At 58.7% G+C, this 15,424-nt stretch carries 14 protein-coding genes; 10 read left to right on the forward strand and 4 right to left on the reverse strand.

The window, feature by feature from the left end:
* Positions 1-40 precede the first annotated feature (40 nt).
* The 6 genes from CCX46_RS16885 to CCX46_RS16910 all read left to right on the forward strand — a co-directional run bounded on the left by CCX46_RS16885 (position 41) and on the right by CCX46_RS16910 (position 6,867).
* Entirely contained in the window at positions 41-1,117 is a 1,077-nt protein-coding gene (locus CCX46_RS16885; RefSeq protein WP_127928226.1) for an alpha/beta hydrolase family protein, read from the forward strand.
* A gap of 2 nt (positions 1,118-1,119) precedes the next feature.
* Entirely contained in the window at positions 1,120-1,530 is a 411-nt protein-coding gene (locus CCX46_RS16890; protein ID WP_127928228.1) for a GFA family protein, read from the forward strand.
* A 54-nt stretch (positions 1,531-1,584) separates the two neighbouring features.
* Positions 1,585-1,968, forward strand: a complete 384-nt coding sequence (locus CCX46_RS16895) for a hypothetical protein (RefSeq protein ID WP_127928230.1) — start codon at positions 1,585-1,587, stop codon at positions 1,966-1,968.
* A 258-nt stretch (positions 1,969-2,226) separates the two neighbouring features.
* Positions 2,227-3,066 (forward strand): glutathione-dependent disulfide-bond oxidoreductase, encoded by an 840-nt coding sequence (gene yghU, locus CCX46_RS16900; RefSeq protein ID WP_127928232.1) that lies wholly within the window; start codon positions 2,227-2,229, stop codon positions 3,064-3,066.
* A 286-nt stretch (positions 3,067-3,352) separates the two neighbouring features.
* Positions 3,353-5,533, forward strand: coding sequence for a TonB-dependent siderophore receptor (locus CCX46_RS16905; RefSeq protein ID WP_127928235.1), 2,181 nt, complete (start codon positions 3,353-3,355; stop codon positions 5,531-5,533).
* Between the two features lie 140 nt (positions 5,534-5,673).
* A complete protein-coding gene (locus tag CCX46_RS16910) occupies positions 5,674-6,867 on the forward strand; it encodes a GAF domain-containing sensor histidine kinase (RefSeq protein WP_127928237.1) in 1,194 nt (397 codons plus the stop codon).
* Here the strand turns inward: CCX46_RS16910 and CCX46_RS16915 are convergent.
* Positions 6,864-7,505: a LysE family translocator gene (locus CCX46_RS16915; protein ID WP_127928239.1), complete on the reverse strand. Its 642-nt coding sequence runs from the start codon at positions 7,503-7,505 to the stop codon at positions 6,864-6,866. The genes CCX46_RS16910 and CCX46_RS16915 overlap by 4 nt on opposite strands.
* Before the next feature lie 332 nt (positions 7,506-7,837).
* Here CCX46_RS16915 and CCX46_RS16920 point away from each other — a divergent pair.
* A protein-coding gene (locus CCX46_RS16920) for an IS3 family transposase (protein WP_202978055.1) occupies positions 7,838-9,021 on the forward strand; the annotation gives its coding sequence in 2 pieces (ribosomal slippage) (positions 7,838-8,102 and positions 8,102-9,021; 1,185 coding nt in all).
* Positions 9,022-9,546: 525 nt separating this feature from the next.
* On the opposite strand, the gene CCX46_RS16925 is transcribed toward CCX46_RS16920, so the two are convergent.
* Together CCX46_RS16925 and CCX46_RS16930 are read right to left on the reverse strand one after the other, a co-directional pair.
* Positions 9,547-9,888 carry a hypothetical protein gene (locus CCX46_RS16925; RefSeq protein ID WP_127928241.1) on the reverse strand — a complete coding sequence of 114 codons (342 nt, stop codon included), beginning with the start codon at positions 9,886-9,888 and terminating at the stop codon, positions 9,547-9,549.
* A gap of 86 nt (positions 9,889-9,974) precedes the next feature.
* Positions 9,975-10,619, reverse strand: coding sequence for an ATPase (locus CCX46_RS16930; RefSeq protein ID WP_127928243.1), 645 nt, complete (start codon positions 10,617-10,619; stop codon positions 9,975-9,977).
* Positions 10,620-10,788: 169 nt separating this feature from the next.
* Between CCX46_RS16930 and CCX46_RS16935 the strand changes: the two genes are divergently transcribed.
* The 3 genes from CCX46_RS16935 to CCX46_RS16945 all read left to right on the forward strand — a co-directional run bounded on the left by CCX46_RS16935 (position 10,789) and on the right by CCX46_RS16945 (position 12,866).
* Positions 10,789-11,037: a hypothetical protein gene (locus CCX46_RS16935; protein ID WP_127928245.1), complete on the forward strand. Its 249-nt coding sequence runs from the start codon at positions 10,789-10,791 to the stop codon at positions 11,035-11,037.
* A gap of 147 nt (positions 11,038-11,184) precedes the next feature.
* Positions 11,185-12,342, forward strand: a complete 1,158-nt coding sequence (locus tag CCX46_RS16940) for a GGDEF domain-containing protein (RefSeq protein WP_127928247.1) — start codon at positions 11,185-11,187, stop codon at positions 12,340-12,342.
* A gap of 8 nt (positions 12,343-12,350) precedes the next feature.
* Positions 12,351-12,866 carry a PaaI family thioesterase gene (locus tag CCX46_RS16945; protein WP_127928249.1) on the forward strand — a complete coding sequence of 172 codons (516 nt, stop codon included), beginning with the start codon at positions 12,351-12,353 and terminating at the stop codon, positions 12,864-12,866.
* A gap of 269 nt (positions 12,867-13,135) precedes the next feature.
* Here the strand turns inward: CCX46_RS16945 and CCX46_RS16950 are convergent, their stop codons facing one another.
* Positions 13,136-15,334, reverse strand: a complete 2,199-nt coding sequence (locus CCX46_RS16950; protein WP_127928251.1) for an OsmC domain/YcaO domain-containing protein — start codon at positions 15,332-15,334, stop codon at positions 13,136-13,138.
* Positions 15,335-15,424 lie beyond the last annotated feature (90 nt).

Raw genomic sequence — 15,424 nt, forward strand, 5'->3', positions numbered from 1 at the left:
TCCACCTCGCCCATTCGGCCCATCACGGAAGATAAAAACAATGAAAAAGTCTCTCGGCGCGCTGCTTCTGATCAGCTTGAGCAGTCACGCATTCGCTGACGCTCAACCCGTTGGTTTCCAGTACGCCACGCTGGCGGATCCGCGCAATGGGCGCTCGGTGGAAATGGTCGTCTGGTACCCGAGTGCGACCACCGATGCGACGCCGCAATTGTTCGGCGACAACCCGGTATTCGTCGGCGCCCCTGCGGTGCTCGACGCCCCGGCCGCCAAGGGCGAGCATCCCTTGATAGTGATTTCCCACGGCAACGGCGGAAGCTGGATCAACCAGACCTGGCTGGCCAGTGCGCTGGCGCATCAGGGTTACATCGTCGCGGCAGTCAACCATCCCGGCACCACCAGCCGCGATCGCAGCCCACAAGCCGCCGCGCAGTTGTGGCAGCGCCCCGTCGACCTCAGCCGCGCCATCGACGCGGTGACGGCGCAACCGGAAAAATTCGGCGCGGTGGCCAAGGATCGCATTGCCATCGTCGGCCATTCTCTCGGCGGCTGGACCGTGCTCGAAGCTGGCGGCGCACGCTTCGACCCCGAGCATTTTGCCGAAGACTGCAAAGTCCATCCGCAACTGGCCAGTTGCACGGCGTACCTACAGATGAACACTGCAAGCACTGAGCAATCGAAAGCCCGACTGGCCGCCGATTGGCGCGACAAGCGCGTCACTGCCGTGGTTTCACTGGACCTGGGTCTGTCGCGCGGAATGACCGATGCAAGTCTGGCGGCCTACCCCGTGCCGATCCTGGTGATCGCTGCCGGCGTGCCGTCGAAGGAACTGCCCGCTGAACTGGAATCCGTCGACCTCGCCAAACGCCTGCCAAAAACCTCATCGCGTTTCGTCGAGATCAGCGACGCCAGTCACTTCAGTTTCATGGCAATCTGCAAACCTGGCGCCGTGGCCATGCTCGACGAGGATGTACCGGGCGACAGCATCATCTGCACCGATGGCGAGGGCGGCCGCCCACGCGCAGAGATCCAGCAACAGGTGATTTCCCTGATTACCGGGTTTCTGGCGCCTTCACCTGACCGCTTGAAACCAGCCATCACTTACCAGGATCCCCGATAACAATGCTCACGCCCTCCCCTCAGACCTTCCGGGGCAGCTGCCTGTGCGGAGCGGTGAAATACCAGATCCGTTCACGGCCCAAAGCGCTTTCGCACTGCCATTGCAGCCAATGCCGCAAAAGCCACGGCGCAGCGTTTGCCAGTTATGGCAGCGTACTGCGTCAGAACCTGGAACTGCTGGAGGGCGCCGAACAGCTCAAGGCCTATCAGTCTTCGCAATCGGTACAGCGCCAGTTTTGCCTGAACTGCGGCTCGTCGCTGTTCTGGGCAAACAATCAGGGTGAGTGCCGCGACTGGATTTCGGTAGCCCTGGGCACGCTGGACACGACGTTCACCACGGAAAAACAGCAGCACGTCGAAGTGACGTCGAAGGCACCGTGGTTTGAAATCAAGGATCAATGGCCGCAGCGCTGAGCCTGAAAGATTCTTCATCAGACGTTGCTTCACCCTTTGGAAACCCGAGATCAGATGAAACTCTCAAAAAAAGCGGCTTTCCTTGCGCTGGTAATGGCCGCGATACCTGTCATTGCGTTGCAGATATTTCTGTATGACGCCGAAATAACCATGGCTCAGGCATCCATGGGCAGCGTGCCTGTTCAATTGATCGCAGAAATACTGATCACCATCGCCACTCATCTGTTTGTCATCCTGATGGCGCCAATGCTCTTGATCGCTTACAGGAAGTACCTCGCCGGCTATGCGGTGCTTGGCCTGTCCCTCGCTGCTTACGCCCAGATGACCACAGGGCTGGGTGTGATCGGGCCGATGATCGCGGTCATCGCCGTCTCGATCCTGGGGTTTTATGGCTTCAGAAAAGCCAGCGAATGGGTACGTTATATGCGCGCGAAATGAATGACGCGACCGCTCAATCGCACAGCAGACCACCGTCGTGCTGACGCGAGCAAGCGCTCATCGCTTCGCTCAGCCATGTCCTGAAGGCTGTGCTATTGGCGCAGTTCTCAAACGGCCGTGGTGATTTGGCCAGTCTCAGTGCCGTGGGCAATTGCAAGCACAGAAATCCATCGCGCTCTGGAACAGCAAGCGGGTTCTGTGGTGTCCTGTCCATTCTCAGCAGGTATTTTTCCACTCGCCAACGATGAGGCCCCTTACATGAGCAAAGCGCCGTACGTTCCGCCCCAGGTCTGGAAAAACGAAGCCCCGTCCGGTGGCCAGTTCGCCAGTATCAATCGGCCGATTGCCGGGCCGACCCATGACAAGACCCTGCCGGTGGGCAAGCACCCGTTACAGCTGTATTCACTGGCCACGCCCAACGGCGTCAAAGTGACGATTCTGCTGGAAGAGCTGCTGGCGCTGGGGCACAGCGCTGCCGAGTACGATGCGTGGCTGATCCGCATTGGCGAGGGCGATCAGTTTTCCAGCGGGTTTGTCGAGATCAACCCGAACTCGAAAATCCCGGCGCTGCTGGATCGCAGCGTCGAGCCACCGATCCGTGTGTTCGAATCGGGTTCGATCCTGCTGTATCTGGCGGAAAAGTTCGGTGCCTTTCTGCCGAAAGACCCGGCCGGCCGTAGCGAAACGTTGAACTGGCTGTTCTGGCAGATGGGCGCAGCGCCTTATCTGGGCGGCGGCTTCGGCCATTTCTATGCGTATGCGCCGGAGAAGATGGAGTACCCGATCAACCGCTTCACCATGGAAGCCAAGCGGCAGCTGGATGTGCTTGATCGACGTCTGGCCGAAAGCACTTACCTGGCGGGTGACCGTTACACCATCGCCGACATCGCGGTCTGGCCGTGGTACGGGCAACTGGTGCGCAACAATGTCTACTCCGCCGCCGAGTTTCTTGCGGCGCATGAATACACCCATGTACAGCGCTGGGCAGAGGAGATCGCCCAACGGCCGGCCGTCATTCGCGGGCAACGCGTCAATCGCACGTGGGGCGATGAGACGACTCAAGTGCCCGAGCGGCACCAGGCCGAAGATCTGAACTGAGCCCTTTTCACCTCACGCTCATCCGCTGAGCGTCCCCCATCAGCAGCGCCGGCGCAGTTTTTTTTTCGCCGGGCCGCTGCGCTTTGATTCACCCCTCGCACGCCCCCGAAAACTCCACTTCCCTGCCAATCCCTCGCGGTAGAGCCTCCGGTCAATTGTGAAAAATTCATTAACTAACTGAGCCGTACGGCTTTCTTCACCCGGAATGATCTGACACACTAATGCGAATAATTCCTACAAGCACTCGCACTTAATTCGTTTTCGTATCATTTGGGGAAGCAGATTGATGTCGTTTCACACCCTACACCGCCGCGCAAACCTCTCGCCCAACCTGTTGGCGCTCGCCATTTGCATGGCCAGCGTCGCACCTGCACTGGCCGATGAAACAACGCCCGCCACGCCTGAAAAAGCCGCGGCGACCGGCACGCTGGAGCTGGACGCGACCGAAATCGGCGCCACCCAGATGAGTAGCACCACCGAGGACACCCAGTCCTACACCACTGGCCCGATGCGCACGGCGACCAAACTGTCGCTGACCATGCGCGAAACGCCTCAGGCGGTGACGGTGATTACCCGTCAACGGATGGACGACCAGAACATGACCAGCATCAACGACGTGGTGAAAGGCACGCCGGGGTTGTTCCTCAGCCAGGCCAGCGGCCCGGGCCGACAGACCTACAGTTCGCGCGGCTTCGACATCGACACCATCATGTACGACGGCCTGCCGAGTTCGTACTCGCCGTTCTCGATGGCGGTGCAACCGAACCTGGCGATGTTCGACCGCGTCGAAATCGTCCGTGGTGCGACCGGCCTGGTCACCGGTGCCGGCAACCCTTCGGCGGCGATCAACCTGGTGCGCAAACGCCCGACGGCCGATCAACGCGTGACCCTCACCGGTGCCGCCGGCAGTTGGGATGACTACCGTGGCGAGATCGACGCTTCCAGCCCGTTGAACGAAAGCGGCACCTTGCGTGGTCGCGTGGTCAGCTCCTATCAGGGCGCCGACAGTTTCCGCGACAAGGAAGAGAACGACCATGGCTTGTTCTACGCCATCGGTGAAGCCGACCTGAGCGACAGCACCACTGCGACGCTCGGTTTCTCGCGGCAGAATGAACAAACCAACTATTTCTGGGGCGGCCTGCCGATCGGCACCAATGGCCATCACCTCGATCTGCCCCGCTCCACCTACCCGGGCACCGATTGGGAAAACCGCAAGCTGCAAATCGACACCGTGTTCGGTGAAGTGGAACATCGTTTCGACAACGACTGGAAACTGCACGTTGCCGGCTCGACCTCAACCCTCGACGGCGAGTTCTCCGGGACTTACCTGTCGCGTTACGCCGGCCCGCTGGAAACCACGGCCTATCAATCCCATCACACTGACAAGCAGCGCTCGCTCGATGTGTTCGCCAGTGGCCCGTTCGAAGCGTTCGGCCGCAGCCACGAACTGGTCGTCGGCGCCAGCAACCGGGTGTATGACGCGACCACCAAGGAATACGACCCGTACACCACCGCCTGGCCGATTGGCGCACCCAAACCTGACTTCGTGCGGGACGGCAAAACCCGCAACGTCACCACCCAGGATGCCGTGTACCTGACCACCCGCCTGAGCCTGGCCGATCCACTGACGCTGATCCTCGGCGGCCGTCTCGACTGGTATGACTACGATGACCGCTCCGGCGATGGCGACTACAAGGTCACCCGCAACCTCACCCGCTATGCCGGCCTGATCTACAAACTTGACGACCACCACTCGGTGTACGCCAGCTACACCGATATCTTCACCCCGCAGACCCAGAAGGATCTCGGCGGCAAAGTGCTCGACCCGATCGTCGGTGAAAACTACGAAGTCGGCATCAAGGGCGAGTACTTCAACGGCGCCCTCAACGCCAGTCTGGCAGTGTTCCAGATGGACCAGACCGGCCGTTCCACTCTGGCCGACAACCAGTTCGGCTGCCCGGTCATGACCTGCTACAACTCATCGGGCAAGGTGCGCAGCCAAGGCGTCGATATGGAATTGCAAGGCGCCCTGACCGACAACTGGCAGGTCGGCGCCGGCTACACCTACACCCGCGCGCACTACATCAAGGACGAAAACCCGGCCAACAACAATCAGCGTTTCGAAACCGACACGCCAGAGCATCTGTTCAAAGTGTCCACCGTGTACCGCTTCCAGGGTCCGCTGCAACACCTGCGCGTGGGTGGCAACGTTTACTGGCAGAGCCGCATGTACAACGATGTCGCCCTCGCCAATAACGGTAGCTACCGCCTGGAACAGGGTGGCTATGCGGTCACCGACCTGATGGCCGGGTACGAAGTCAACAAACACCTGGATCTGCAGGTCAATGCGAACAATATCTTTGACCGCGTCTATTACTCCGCCATTGGCTCCAATGTCACGTGGGGCTCCAACGATAACTATGGCAACCCACGCAGCTACATGCTGACTGCCAAGTACAAGTTCTGAGTTACAGACGATCAATTGCTTAACCAATACCAAGGGCGCCCGGAAATCCGCGGCGCCCTTGTTTTTTTCCGCCCGCCGCATTAGTCATGAACGGCAATACCAGATAGTCTCTGAGCGAACTCATCACAAAGCATCGCCCCATGACCAACCCGGACTTTGCACCCGACATCGAAGCCATCCGCAGTATTGACTCGGTGCCGGTCATCCTGAGCATGGTCAAACACCTCACGGGCATGCGGTTCGCTGCGGTCGCTCGGGTCACCGAAAGCAACTGGGTGGCATGCGCCGTCGATGACTCGATTGATTTCGGGCTCAAACCCGGTGGCGAACTGGTGCTCGAATCGACCATCTGCCATGAGATTCGCCAGCATCAGCAGCCGGTGATCTTCGGTCATGCCAGTACGCACCCGATCTTTTCCTTGCACCACACGCCGAAAACCTATGGGCTGGAAAGTTACATTTCCATTCCCATCGTCAAAGCCAACGGCGACTTCTTCGGCACGCTGTGCGCCATCGACTCGGTCCCGGCCAATATCGATGAACCGGCCATTACCAAAACACTGACCCTGTTCGCGCAATTGATCGCCATGAACCTGGACACGCAACGCCATCTGGAAGCGACCCAAATCGAGCTGAACAACGCCAATGAACTCGGGCGTCTGCGCGAGCAGTTTATCGCCGTACTCGGCCATGACCTGCGCACCCCACTGAGCGCGGTGCGCATGAGCGCCGACCTGCTGCAAAGCAAAACCGAAGACAAACGCTCACTCAACCTGATTGCGGCGATTCGCAACAGCTCGGTGCGCATGGGCGTGTTGATCGAAAACATCCTCGACTTTGCCCGAGGACGACTGGGCGGCGGAATTCCGGTGCAGCGCAAGCTGGTGGATGACTTGCAGCACACCTTGCAACTGACCCTTGCCGAGGTTCAGGCGTCCCATCCGCAGGCGAATTTCATCCATGAACTGGATGTGCCGGCAGGCGTCTATTGCGATGCGCTGCGGATCAGCCAGTTGCTTTCCAATCTGCTGGGCAATGCGGTTACCCACGGCTCGAACAGCACACCGATCGTTCTCAAAGCCTGTGCAGAAAACGACGAGATCGTGATTTCCCTGACCAATCAGGGCACACCGATTTCAGCGCAGCTGATGCCGCTGCTGTTCGAACCCTTCTCCCGCGCCGAAGCCGGGCAACGTTGCGAGGGCTTGGGACTGGGGCTTTACATCGCCTCGCAGATAGCGATGGCACACAACGGCACGTTGAGCGTTACCTCAAGCGCCGAGTCGGGAACCTGCTTCGTGGCGAGATTCCCGGCCCGGTTCAAATGGGTTTAAGCGGTCTGCCGACGCATCGTCAGAATCGCCGCGCCAAAACCGATAAACGTAGACCCGACCACCCGACTGACCCAACGGGACAACGCCGGACGAGTCAACACGCCCTTGGCCCGCGAGGCCAGCGCGGCATAAACGCTCAGTGACGATACCGACAACGCCATGAAGATCGAGGTCAGGATCAGAAATTGCGGCAACAGTGCGGCGCCCTGATCGATGAACTGCGGGAACAACGCGGTAAAAAACATCGTCGCCTTGGGATTGGTCACCGCCGTCAGAAACGCCGACTTGTACAGCTTGCCGCGAGTCGGCCGCCCCTTGCTCGCCTCCCCCTCGATAGCCTCCGGGAGCATCGGGCCCTTCTTGAACAGCTGCTTGACGCCGAGGTAGAACAGATACCCGGCACCGATGATCTTCACTGCGTTAAACAGGATTTCCGAGCTGGCCAACAACGCCCCCAACCCCAACATCGCCGCCGCCGACAGACAGAACAGACCGCTGGCATTACCCAGCGACGACCAGATCGTGCTGCGCTGCCCATGCGCGAGACTGTTATTGATCGCCATCAGCGTCGCCGGCCCCGGGCTGGCGATGGCAATTGCGGCGACCAGAGTGAAGGTCAATATCGAGTGAGAATCCATTTTCGCTGCTCGCAAGATTGAAGTTGCCGCATCTTACAACAACCGGCTGCATAGCCCAGATCAAAAGCCCCTCACCCTAGCCCTCTCCCCGAGGGAGAGGGGACTGACCGAGGTGATTTTTAGAAATACACCGACGTGGAATATCGAGCTGGATTCAAGCTCAGTAACAGATCAGACCAAAAGCCCCTCACCCTAGCCCTCTCCCAAAGGGAGAGGGGACTGACCGAGGTGATTTGCGAGAAATACACCGACATGAAATACCGAGTTGTGCAGTGGTCTAATTTCCCCGGACACCCCGATAGGTGGAAAATACATCTATCGAGGAGTTATTCATGACTAAAAAACGCAGGGCATTCGACGACAGCTTCAAGCTGCAAGTCGTGAAGATGATCAAGGATCAGGGACTGACTGTTGTACAGGTTTGCCAGGATCTGAACATTGGTGAGACAGCCGTTCGACGCTGGGTTCAGCAATACGAGGCAGAGCAACTGGGGCAGACGGGAATCGGCAAGCCATTGACGGCAGAGCAACAGCGCATCCGGCAATTGGAACAGGAAAATCGGCAGCTCAAGGTGGACAACGACATCTTAAAAAAGGCTACCGCCTTCTTTGCCCGCGAGCTGAAGTAAGGTATCGACTGGTTCGGCAGCTGCAACAGAAGGCTTACTCAGTGGCACATGTCTGTCGGTTGCTGAGCATCAGTCGTTCAGGCTTCTATGAGTCTCAGAAGCGTGCTGATGCGCCTGTTCGGCAGAGTTGTCCTGTTCTTGTGCAACTCAAGGCGTCTTTCGCCGAGAGTGGAGGCTGCTACGGCAGCCGCCCTTTGCGCGACGCTTTGCGCGGTAAAGGCATGCTTGTCGGGCTGTATAAAATCCGTCGATTGATGCGGGCTAACGGACTGCGTTCAGCCTGGAAGCGCAAGTTTGTACACACAACCGATAGTAATCATGACCTGCCGATTGCAGAGAATGTACTGAACAGAAAATTTGATCCAGTAGCGCCAAACAAGGCCTGGGTAGCCGACATCACCTATATCCGCACCCGCAGTGGCTGGTTGTATCTGGCCGTGGTATTGGACTTGTTCTCGCGCAAGATAGTGGGCTGGTCGATGGCTCCGAACATGCCGGCAGAGCTGGTGTGCACCGCGATGCAACTGGCTATCGCTCAGCGTCAACCGCCGCCAGGCTTGATTGCCCACTCAGATCGGGGTAGCCAATATGCGAGTGCAACTTACAGAGAATTACTGGCAAGAAACGACATGCAGCAGAGCATGAGCCGTAAAGGTAATTGCTGGGACAACGCAGTGATGGAGCGCTTCTTTTTGAGTTTGAAAATGGAGCGGGTATGGCGCCGTGACTACGCGAACCACGCTGAAGCGATCCGCGACATCACCGAGTACATCGTTGGGTTTTACAACAACGAACGGCTGCACTCGAAACTGGGATATCTGCCACCGACCGTTTATGAGCGAGCGATGGCGTCAAAAACACCTATCGAGGTGTCCGGAATTAGTTGACCACTGCATTGAACTCAAGACCGAACCAGATCAAAAGCCGAACCCCCTGCTCCTCACCACTCAACAGGATGAGCGTTAGCTCGGCTGCCGCTCTTGATCTTGATCCACGGGCGACGTCGGAAGGCTGAGTGGAGGGATTGATCCGGGCGTGGGAGCGCAGCGACCGTTTGGCGCAGCCAAACACAGCGAGAGGAGGGCAGCGAAGCAAACCGTAGGCGCTGCGCCCGGATCGATCCCGCAGCGAAGGAACCCCGAGCCCCAGCGAGCGGGCCGCACGCAGGAGCAAGCGTTTTTTGCTTACTTTTTTTGGCGTTTGAAAAAAAGTGAGTCGCCGTAAGGGCGAAACCGTAATAAGCCATCACCGCAGCAACGGATATTCACAAAGAACACCCCGAGCATGGTCGGCCCAAAGGCCGCCAAGCCCAAACAAAAAAAAGCCCCGCAGCCACATAAGGGCGCGGGGCAAAAAATTGGTTGGTTGCGGCCAACCAAAGGAGCTCAGTCAAATACGTACAAAAGCGAAAATCAGATGCAATCCTGCGCAGCCCGCTCAAAACTCGAAGGCAAAAGATTCGAAGCCAACAAATGCCGCTCGTAGATAAACACCTTGCCGCCATTGCCAGCCTTGTAAGCCTCAAGCACGTTGTCAGCCGAAACCTTGCTCGGCACCACAATCCGGTAACTACGCTGAGTCTGCGAAACCGTCGGATTCATCGCACTGCCCTGCAACTTCGGCACCACGCAATCAGCGTATTGCGCAGGCGTCTTGCTGGTCTGCAGAGTAAGGCTCGGATTGTTCGGCGCCGAAGCGCAACCAGCGAGCAGCAAAGAGGCAACGGCCAGAGCAGGCACAAAGAAAAGACGCATCGGTGTCATCCTGAAAATAAAGGTTCGGTTCAACCGGCAACGGTTCAGCCTCACGGAGCCGCCGTCGCCATTTATGTTTTAAGTGTTCAGCTCGACGCCACCAGCGCCTTGAGCGACACATCGAATTGCCTCAAAGCGTTGAGTTGCAGGTCACGCTGTTTGTCGATCTGCGCGGCAATGGCCGGTGCCGCCTGGTGATGCACCCAGACCGATGGCAGCTGTTTCTCGACGGCGCCTTCAGCCTTGCCGATGTATTGCAGGTCGGCGTCGTAGAAACGTGCGGTGAAGCGCGCTTCGACCAGGCTGTTTTGCTGCGTCAGCAAGCGATTGAAGGTGTCGAGCTTCACCACCACGTCGGGATGCGCCTGTACCAATGCGTCGAGGTTGTCGTAAACGGTCACCGACAAGAACTGTTGTTGCAGCGAACTCACCAGCCAGTCGATGGCCAGTTCCGGATCGGAGCTGCTGACGAAGGCTTCACGAATCCGCGAGTCGAGCGCATCTTTCGCGCCGTTGACCGCCATGTCGTGGTAACGCTCAAGGTATTGCAGGTTGTCCAGGGTGTTCTCGCTGAGCAACACGCCGACGGTTTGCGAATGCTGCAATGTCGCGCTGCTGCCGGTGAGAGTCTGGAAGTGACACGACCCGGCGTCGGCTGCGAACGTCGGTGCAGTGAAGAGTGCTCCGCCCGTCAGCAGGGCGACCATAGCCAGTCGGGTCAATGTGTTCATCGCGCAAATTCCTTGAGCTGCGTGTTCGATGGAGGCGATTTTCCGCCGATTGCCGACAAAGCAGAACTTGCGTTTCTTGATGGTCACTATTACTTCTAGCAATAGTTGCGCGACGTGCAGACTGATACACACTCAATACAAGTAGAAAAAGACCCATGAGGAACCTTCCTTGAGAACGTTTGACCTGATCCGAGACGCCGTTCTGCCCGACTTCCGCGAGCGCGTGGCCGAGTACCTTGTGCAGTACGAAAGCATATTGCTGGACAAAAACCTCACCGACCCGCAGCTCATCACAGACACCGCCAATCAGTTACGCGGTTACCTGCGCGGGCTGAACACCACCCGCGTGCTGGGTATGGCTTATTGGGAAGAACTGGATCGTCGAGTCGTCGACACCTGGCTCGCGCCGGAGCAATGACCAATCCGCGCAGTGGTTGGGGCGGCGGCGAGCAACCGCGCCCTCCCCGTTGCCAGTGGTCTGCGCGGCAACGCGACCTCTGCGAAAAAACCGCCCGAACGCTTACAATCGCCGGTCTCACTGCCAATCAGACAGGCGCATCAAGAAATGCCGCTCGACCCACCTACGATGTTGACCATTTCCATCGCCCTCGCAGCCGCCGCCGCGCTGTATCTGGCGATCGAATGGCGCAGCATTCGTGAGCCATCGCTACTGTTCTGGAGCGCCGGTTTCGCCACCATCACCGTCGGTTCCACCCTGGCCCTGCTGCGCAGCAGCGGCTTTTTGCTGATCGGCATCTGGTTCGCCAACGGGCTGCTGGTGACCGCGCATTTCCTGTTCCTGCTCGGCGTGGCGCGCTTCACCCAGATACGCCTGTCGTCGGCCTGGTACCTGATCTTCGTGACCTGGCTGGTCATGCTGTTGTTGCCGGACGGGCCGCTGTGGTCGAAGGTGATGCTGGCGGCCAATTCGTTGCTGGTGGCGCTGTCGACCCTCAAGGCCAGCTCGCTGCTGCGCCCCCACGGCAAATCGTTGAGCGTCGGCGCGGTGCAGTTGCGCTATGTGCTGCTCGGTCACGGGATTTTCTACGTGGCCAAAGCCCTGACCGTGGTGATCCCCGGCACGCTGATCGATCTGGCGGCGTTTCGTGGCGAGATCATCCAGATTTCTCTGGTCGAGGGCGCGATGGCAATCATGTTGATCGCCTTGTCGATGACCGGCACCGAACGTTACCGCCGGGAAAAACAGATCGCCCGGCTTGCCGAGCGCGATCCACTGACCGCTTTGTACAACCGCCGCGCCCTCGAGAAACGTGCGCCGCGCCTGCTCGAACAGGTATCGCCCGAGCATCCCGGCGCCCTGCTGCTGATCGACATCGACAACTTCAAACTGGTTAACGACCAGTATGGCCACACCGCCGGTGACCGTTTGCTGATTGCCCTGAGCGAGCTGATCCGCTCGGTGCTGCCGCGTAATGCGCTGACAGCCCGTTTGGGTGGTGACGAGTTCGTCATTCTGCTCAACAGTGCTTCGAGTGAGCGCGTCATGGAACTGGGCAACACGCTGCGCGAGCAGTTTCTCAGCACCACTTCGCAGACATTCCCCACCACTGCCGCCGTCACCCTGAGCATCGGCGCCAGCCTGTTCGACAACCCGCCGGCCAACCTGACGGCACTGATCGAACAAGGCGACGCCGCCCTCTACGAATCGAAACGCGGCGGGCGCAATCGCTTGCGTCTGACCGGGCTCACCACTCCAGGATAATAAAAAACATGTCCAGCCTCGATACGCCTCTGCAAGACCTCGCCGCGCCCGAAGGCGTTTGCTACGGCTGCGGCGGCCGCAACCCGCACGGCCTGCACGTCAAAAGCCATTGGCACGAAGACGGCGAGCACGTGATTGCCGAACACCTACCGGAGGCCAAGTACTGCGGCTGGCCGGATCTGGTCTACGGCGGTCTGATTGCGATGCTGGTTGATTGCCATTCCAACTGGACGGCGATGGCGTACCACTATCGAGCGGAAAACCGCGAACCCGGCAGCCTGCCGCGCATTGATTGCGTCACCGGCAACCTCGGGATCAAGTTCATCAAACCGACACCGATGGGTGTGCCGCTGGTTTTACGGGCGAAAGTCGAAGGTGAAGTCGGGCGCAAGACGCGGGTGATTTGTGAAGTGTTTGCCGGTGACGTCCTCACCGCCGTGGGTGATTCGGTGTTTGTGCGAGTGGATACCGGGCAATTGGCGAATGCGGCGCATGGGCGGAAAAGCCAAAGCCCCTCACCCTAGCCCTCTCCCAGAGGGAGAGGGGACTGACCGAGGTGTTTGGTTGAAATACGCCGACCTGAGATATCGAGCCGAACTCGGGTTTTGCAAAATCCTCACCTCAGCCCTCTCCTTGGGGAAAGGAGACTGACCGAGGCGTCTGGTTGAAATACGCCGACCTGAGATATCGAGTCGAACTAGGATTTTGAAAAGCCCACAAATTAGCTCCCTCTCCTAGGGGAGAGGGCTGGGGTGAGGGGTGAATTCACCACCGAACCCAATGTGAAACAGGCTTAAACCTGTTTCACATTCGCCCGCGCCGTATGCAGCTTTTTATAGCTCTCGATCAAACGCAAATGCCGATCCAGCCCTTCCAGCTTCATGCTGGTCGGCGTCAAACCGTAGAAACGCACGCTGCCGTTAACCGAACCAATCGCCGCATCCATACGCTCGTCGCCAAACATACGACGGAAGTTAGCCTCGTAGTCTTCCAGTTCCAGATCCTCGTCCAGCTCCATCTCCAGCACCACGTTAACCGCTTGATAGAACAAGCCGCGCTCGACGGTGTTGTCGTTGTATTGCAGGAAAGCTTCGACCAGATCCTTGGCCTGTTCGTACTTTTGCAGGGCGAGGCAGATCAGCAAGCGCAATTCCAGAATCGTCAGCTTGCCCCACGGCGTGTTGTCGTCGAACTCGACGCCGATCAGTGTGGTGATCTCGGTGTAATCGTCCTGCTCGCTGTTTTCCAGGCCTTGGGCGAGGTTGCGCAGGCCGACTTTGCTCAGGTTGTGCAGATTGAGGATGTCGGCACGGAACTGCAGGGCTTTGTTGGTGTTGTCCCAGATCAGGTCTTCGACCGGGTAGATCTCCGAGTAGTCCGGCACCAGAATCCGGCAGGCCTTGGCACCGATGTGCTCGTAGACCGCCATGTAGACCTCTTTGCCCATGTCTTCGAGGATGCCGAACAGCGTCGCGGCTTCTTCGGCGTTGGAGTTTTCGCCCTGGCCGGAGAAGTCCCACTCGACGAATTCGAAATCCGGTTTGGCACTGAAGAAGCGCCACGACACCACGCCGCTGGAGTCGATGAAGTGCTCGACGAAGTTGTTCGGCTCGGTAACCGCCTGACCGGAGAAGGTCGGCTGCGGCAAGTCGTTCAAACCTTCAAAGCTGCGCCCCTGCAGCAATTCGGTGAGGCTGCGTTCCAGCGCCACTTCCAGGCTCGGATGCGCGCCGAACGAGGCGAACACGCCGCCCGTACGCGGGTTCATCAAGGTCACGCACATCACCGGGAATTCACCGCCCAACGACGCGTCCTTGACCAGCACCGGGAAGCCCTGCTCTTCCAGGCCTTTGATGCCGGCGAGGATGCTCGGATACTTCTCCAGCACTGCTTGCGGCACGTCCGGCAGGGCCATTTCGCCTTCGAGAATCTCGCGTTTGACCGCGCGCTCGAAGATCTCCGACAGGCACTGCACCTGCGCTTCGGCCAAGGTGTTGCCGGCGCTCATACCGTTGCTGAGGTAAAGGTTTTCGATCAGGTTAGACGGGAAGTACACCACTTCATTGTCCGACTGGCGCACAAACGGCAGCGAGCAGATGCCGCGCTGGGTGTTGCCGGAGTTGGTGTCGAACAGGTTCGAGCCACGCAATTCGCCGTCACGGTTGTAAATCTTCCGGGTGTAGTCGTCGAGAATCTCGCTCGGCAACTCGTCTTTCGGGCCCGGTTTGAACCATTGTTCGTCCGGGTAATGGACGAATTCCGCGTTGGCGATTTCTTCGCCCCAGAACTGGTCGTTGTAGAAGAAGTTGCAGTTCAGGCGCTCGATGAATTCGCCCAGTGCCGAGGCCAGTGCGCCTTCTTTGGTCGCGCCCTTGCCGTTGGTGAAGCACATCGGCGAATGCGCATCGCGAATGTGCAGCGACCAGACGTTAGGCACGATGTTGCGCCACGAGGCGATTTCAATCTTCATGCCCAGGTCGGCGAGAATGCCCGACATGTTGGCGATGGTCTGCTCCAGCGGCAGGTCCTTGCCGGCGATGAAGGTGCCTGCATCCGAACCGGCAACCGGCATCAACAGCGCCTGGGCATCGGCGTCGAGGTTCTCGACTTCTTCGATGATGAATTCCGGCCCGGTCTGCACAACCTTCTTTACCGTGCAGCGATCAATGGAACGCAGGATGCCCAAACGATCTTTCTCGGAGATGTCCGCCGGCAACTCGACCTGGATCTTGAAGATCTGGTTGTAGCGGTTTTCCGGGTCGACGATGTTGTTCTGCGACAGGCGAATGTTCTCAGTCGGAATGTTGCGGGTGTCGCAGTACAACTTCACAAAGTAAGCCGCACACAACGCCGACGACGCCAGAAAGTAGTCGAACGGCCCCGGTGCCGAACCATCGCCCTTGTAGCGGATGGGCTGATCGGCGATCACCGTGAAGTCGTCGAACTTGGCTTCAAGTCGAAGGTTGTCGAGAAAGTTGACCTTGATTTCCATGCGGGATTACCAGAATACGGCTAAACGAATGGCCGCCATTATCCGGTTTTTGCGCGGGAAGTCTTGCCCTTTCGGGATTGGCCGCTGATC

The sequence above is a fragment of the Pseudomonas sp. RU47 genome (assembly GCF_004011755.1).
Taxonomy (GTDB): domain Bacteria; phylum Pseudomonadota; class Gammaproteobacteria; order Pseudomonadales; family Pseudomonadaceae; genus Aquipseudomonas.

Coding starts and splice junctions, on each gene's coding strand:
- CCX46_RS16885 (WP_127928226.1), top strand. CDS start 41: ATGAAAAAGTCTCTCGGCGCGCTGCTTCTGATCAGCTTGAGCAGTCAC.
- CCX46_RS16890 (WP_127928228.1), top strand. CDS start 1,120: ATGCTCACGCCCTCCCCTCAGACCTTCCGGGGCAGCTGCCTGTGCGGA.
- CCX46_RS16895 (WP_127928230.1), top strand. CDS start 1,585: ATGAAACTCTCAAAAAAAGCGGCTTTCCTTGCGCTGGTAATGGCCGCG.
- yghU (WP_127928232.1), top strand. CDS start 2,227: ATGAGCAAAGCGCCGTACGTTCCGCCCCAGGTCTGGAAAAACGAAGCC.
- CCX46_RS16905 (WP_127928235.1), top strand. CDS start 3,353: ATGTCGTTTCACACCCTACACCGCCGCGCAAACCTCTCGCCCAACCTG.
- CCX46_RS16910 (WP_127928237.1), top strand. CDS start 5,674: ATGACCAACCCGGACTTTGCACCCGACATCGAAGCCATCCGCAGTATT.
- CCX46_RS16915 (WP_127928239.1), bottom strand. CDS start 7,505: ATGGATTCTCACTCGATATTGACCTTCACTCTGGTCGCCGCAATTGCC.
- CCX46_RS16925 (WP_127928241.1), bottom strand. CDS start 9,888: ATGCGTCTTTTCTTTGTGCCTGCTCTGGCCGTTGCCTCTTTGCTGCTC.
- CCX46_RS16930 (WP_127928243.1), bottom strand. CDS start 10,619: ATGAACACATTGACCCGACTGGCTATGGTCGCCCTGCTGACGGGCGGA.
- CCX46_RS16940 (WP_127928247.1), top strand. CDS start 11,185: ATGCCGCTCGACCCACCTACGATGTTGACCATTTCCATCGCCCTCGCA.
- CCX46_RS16945 (WP_127928249.1), top strand. CDS start 12,351: ATGTCCAGCCTCGATACGCCTCTGCAAGACCTCGCCGCGCCCGAAGGC.
- CCX46_RS16950 (WP_127928251.1), bottom strand. CDS start 15,334: ATGGAAATCAAGGTCAACTTTCTCGACAACCTTCGACTTGAAGCCAAG.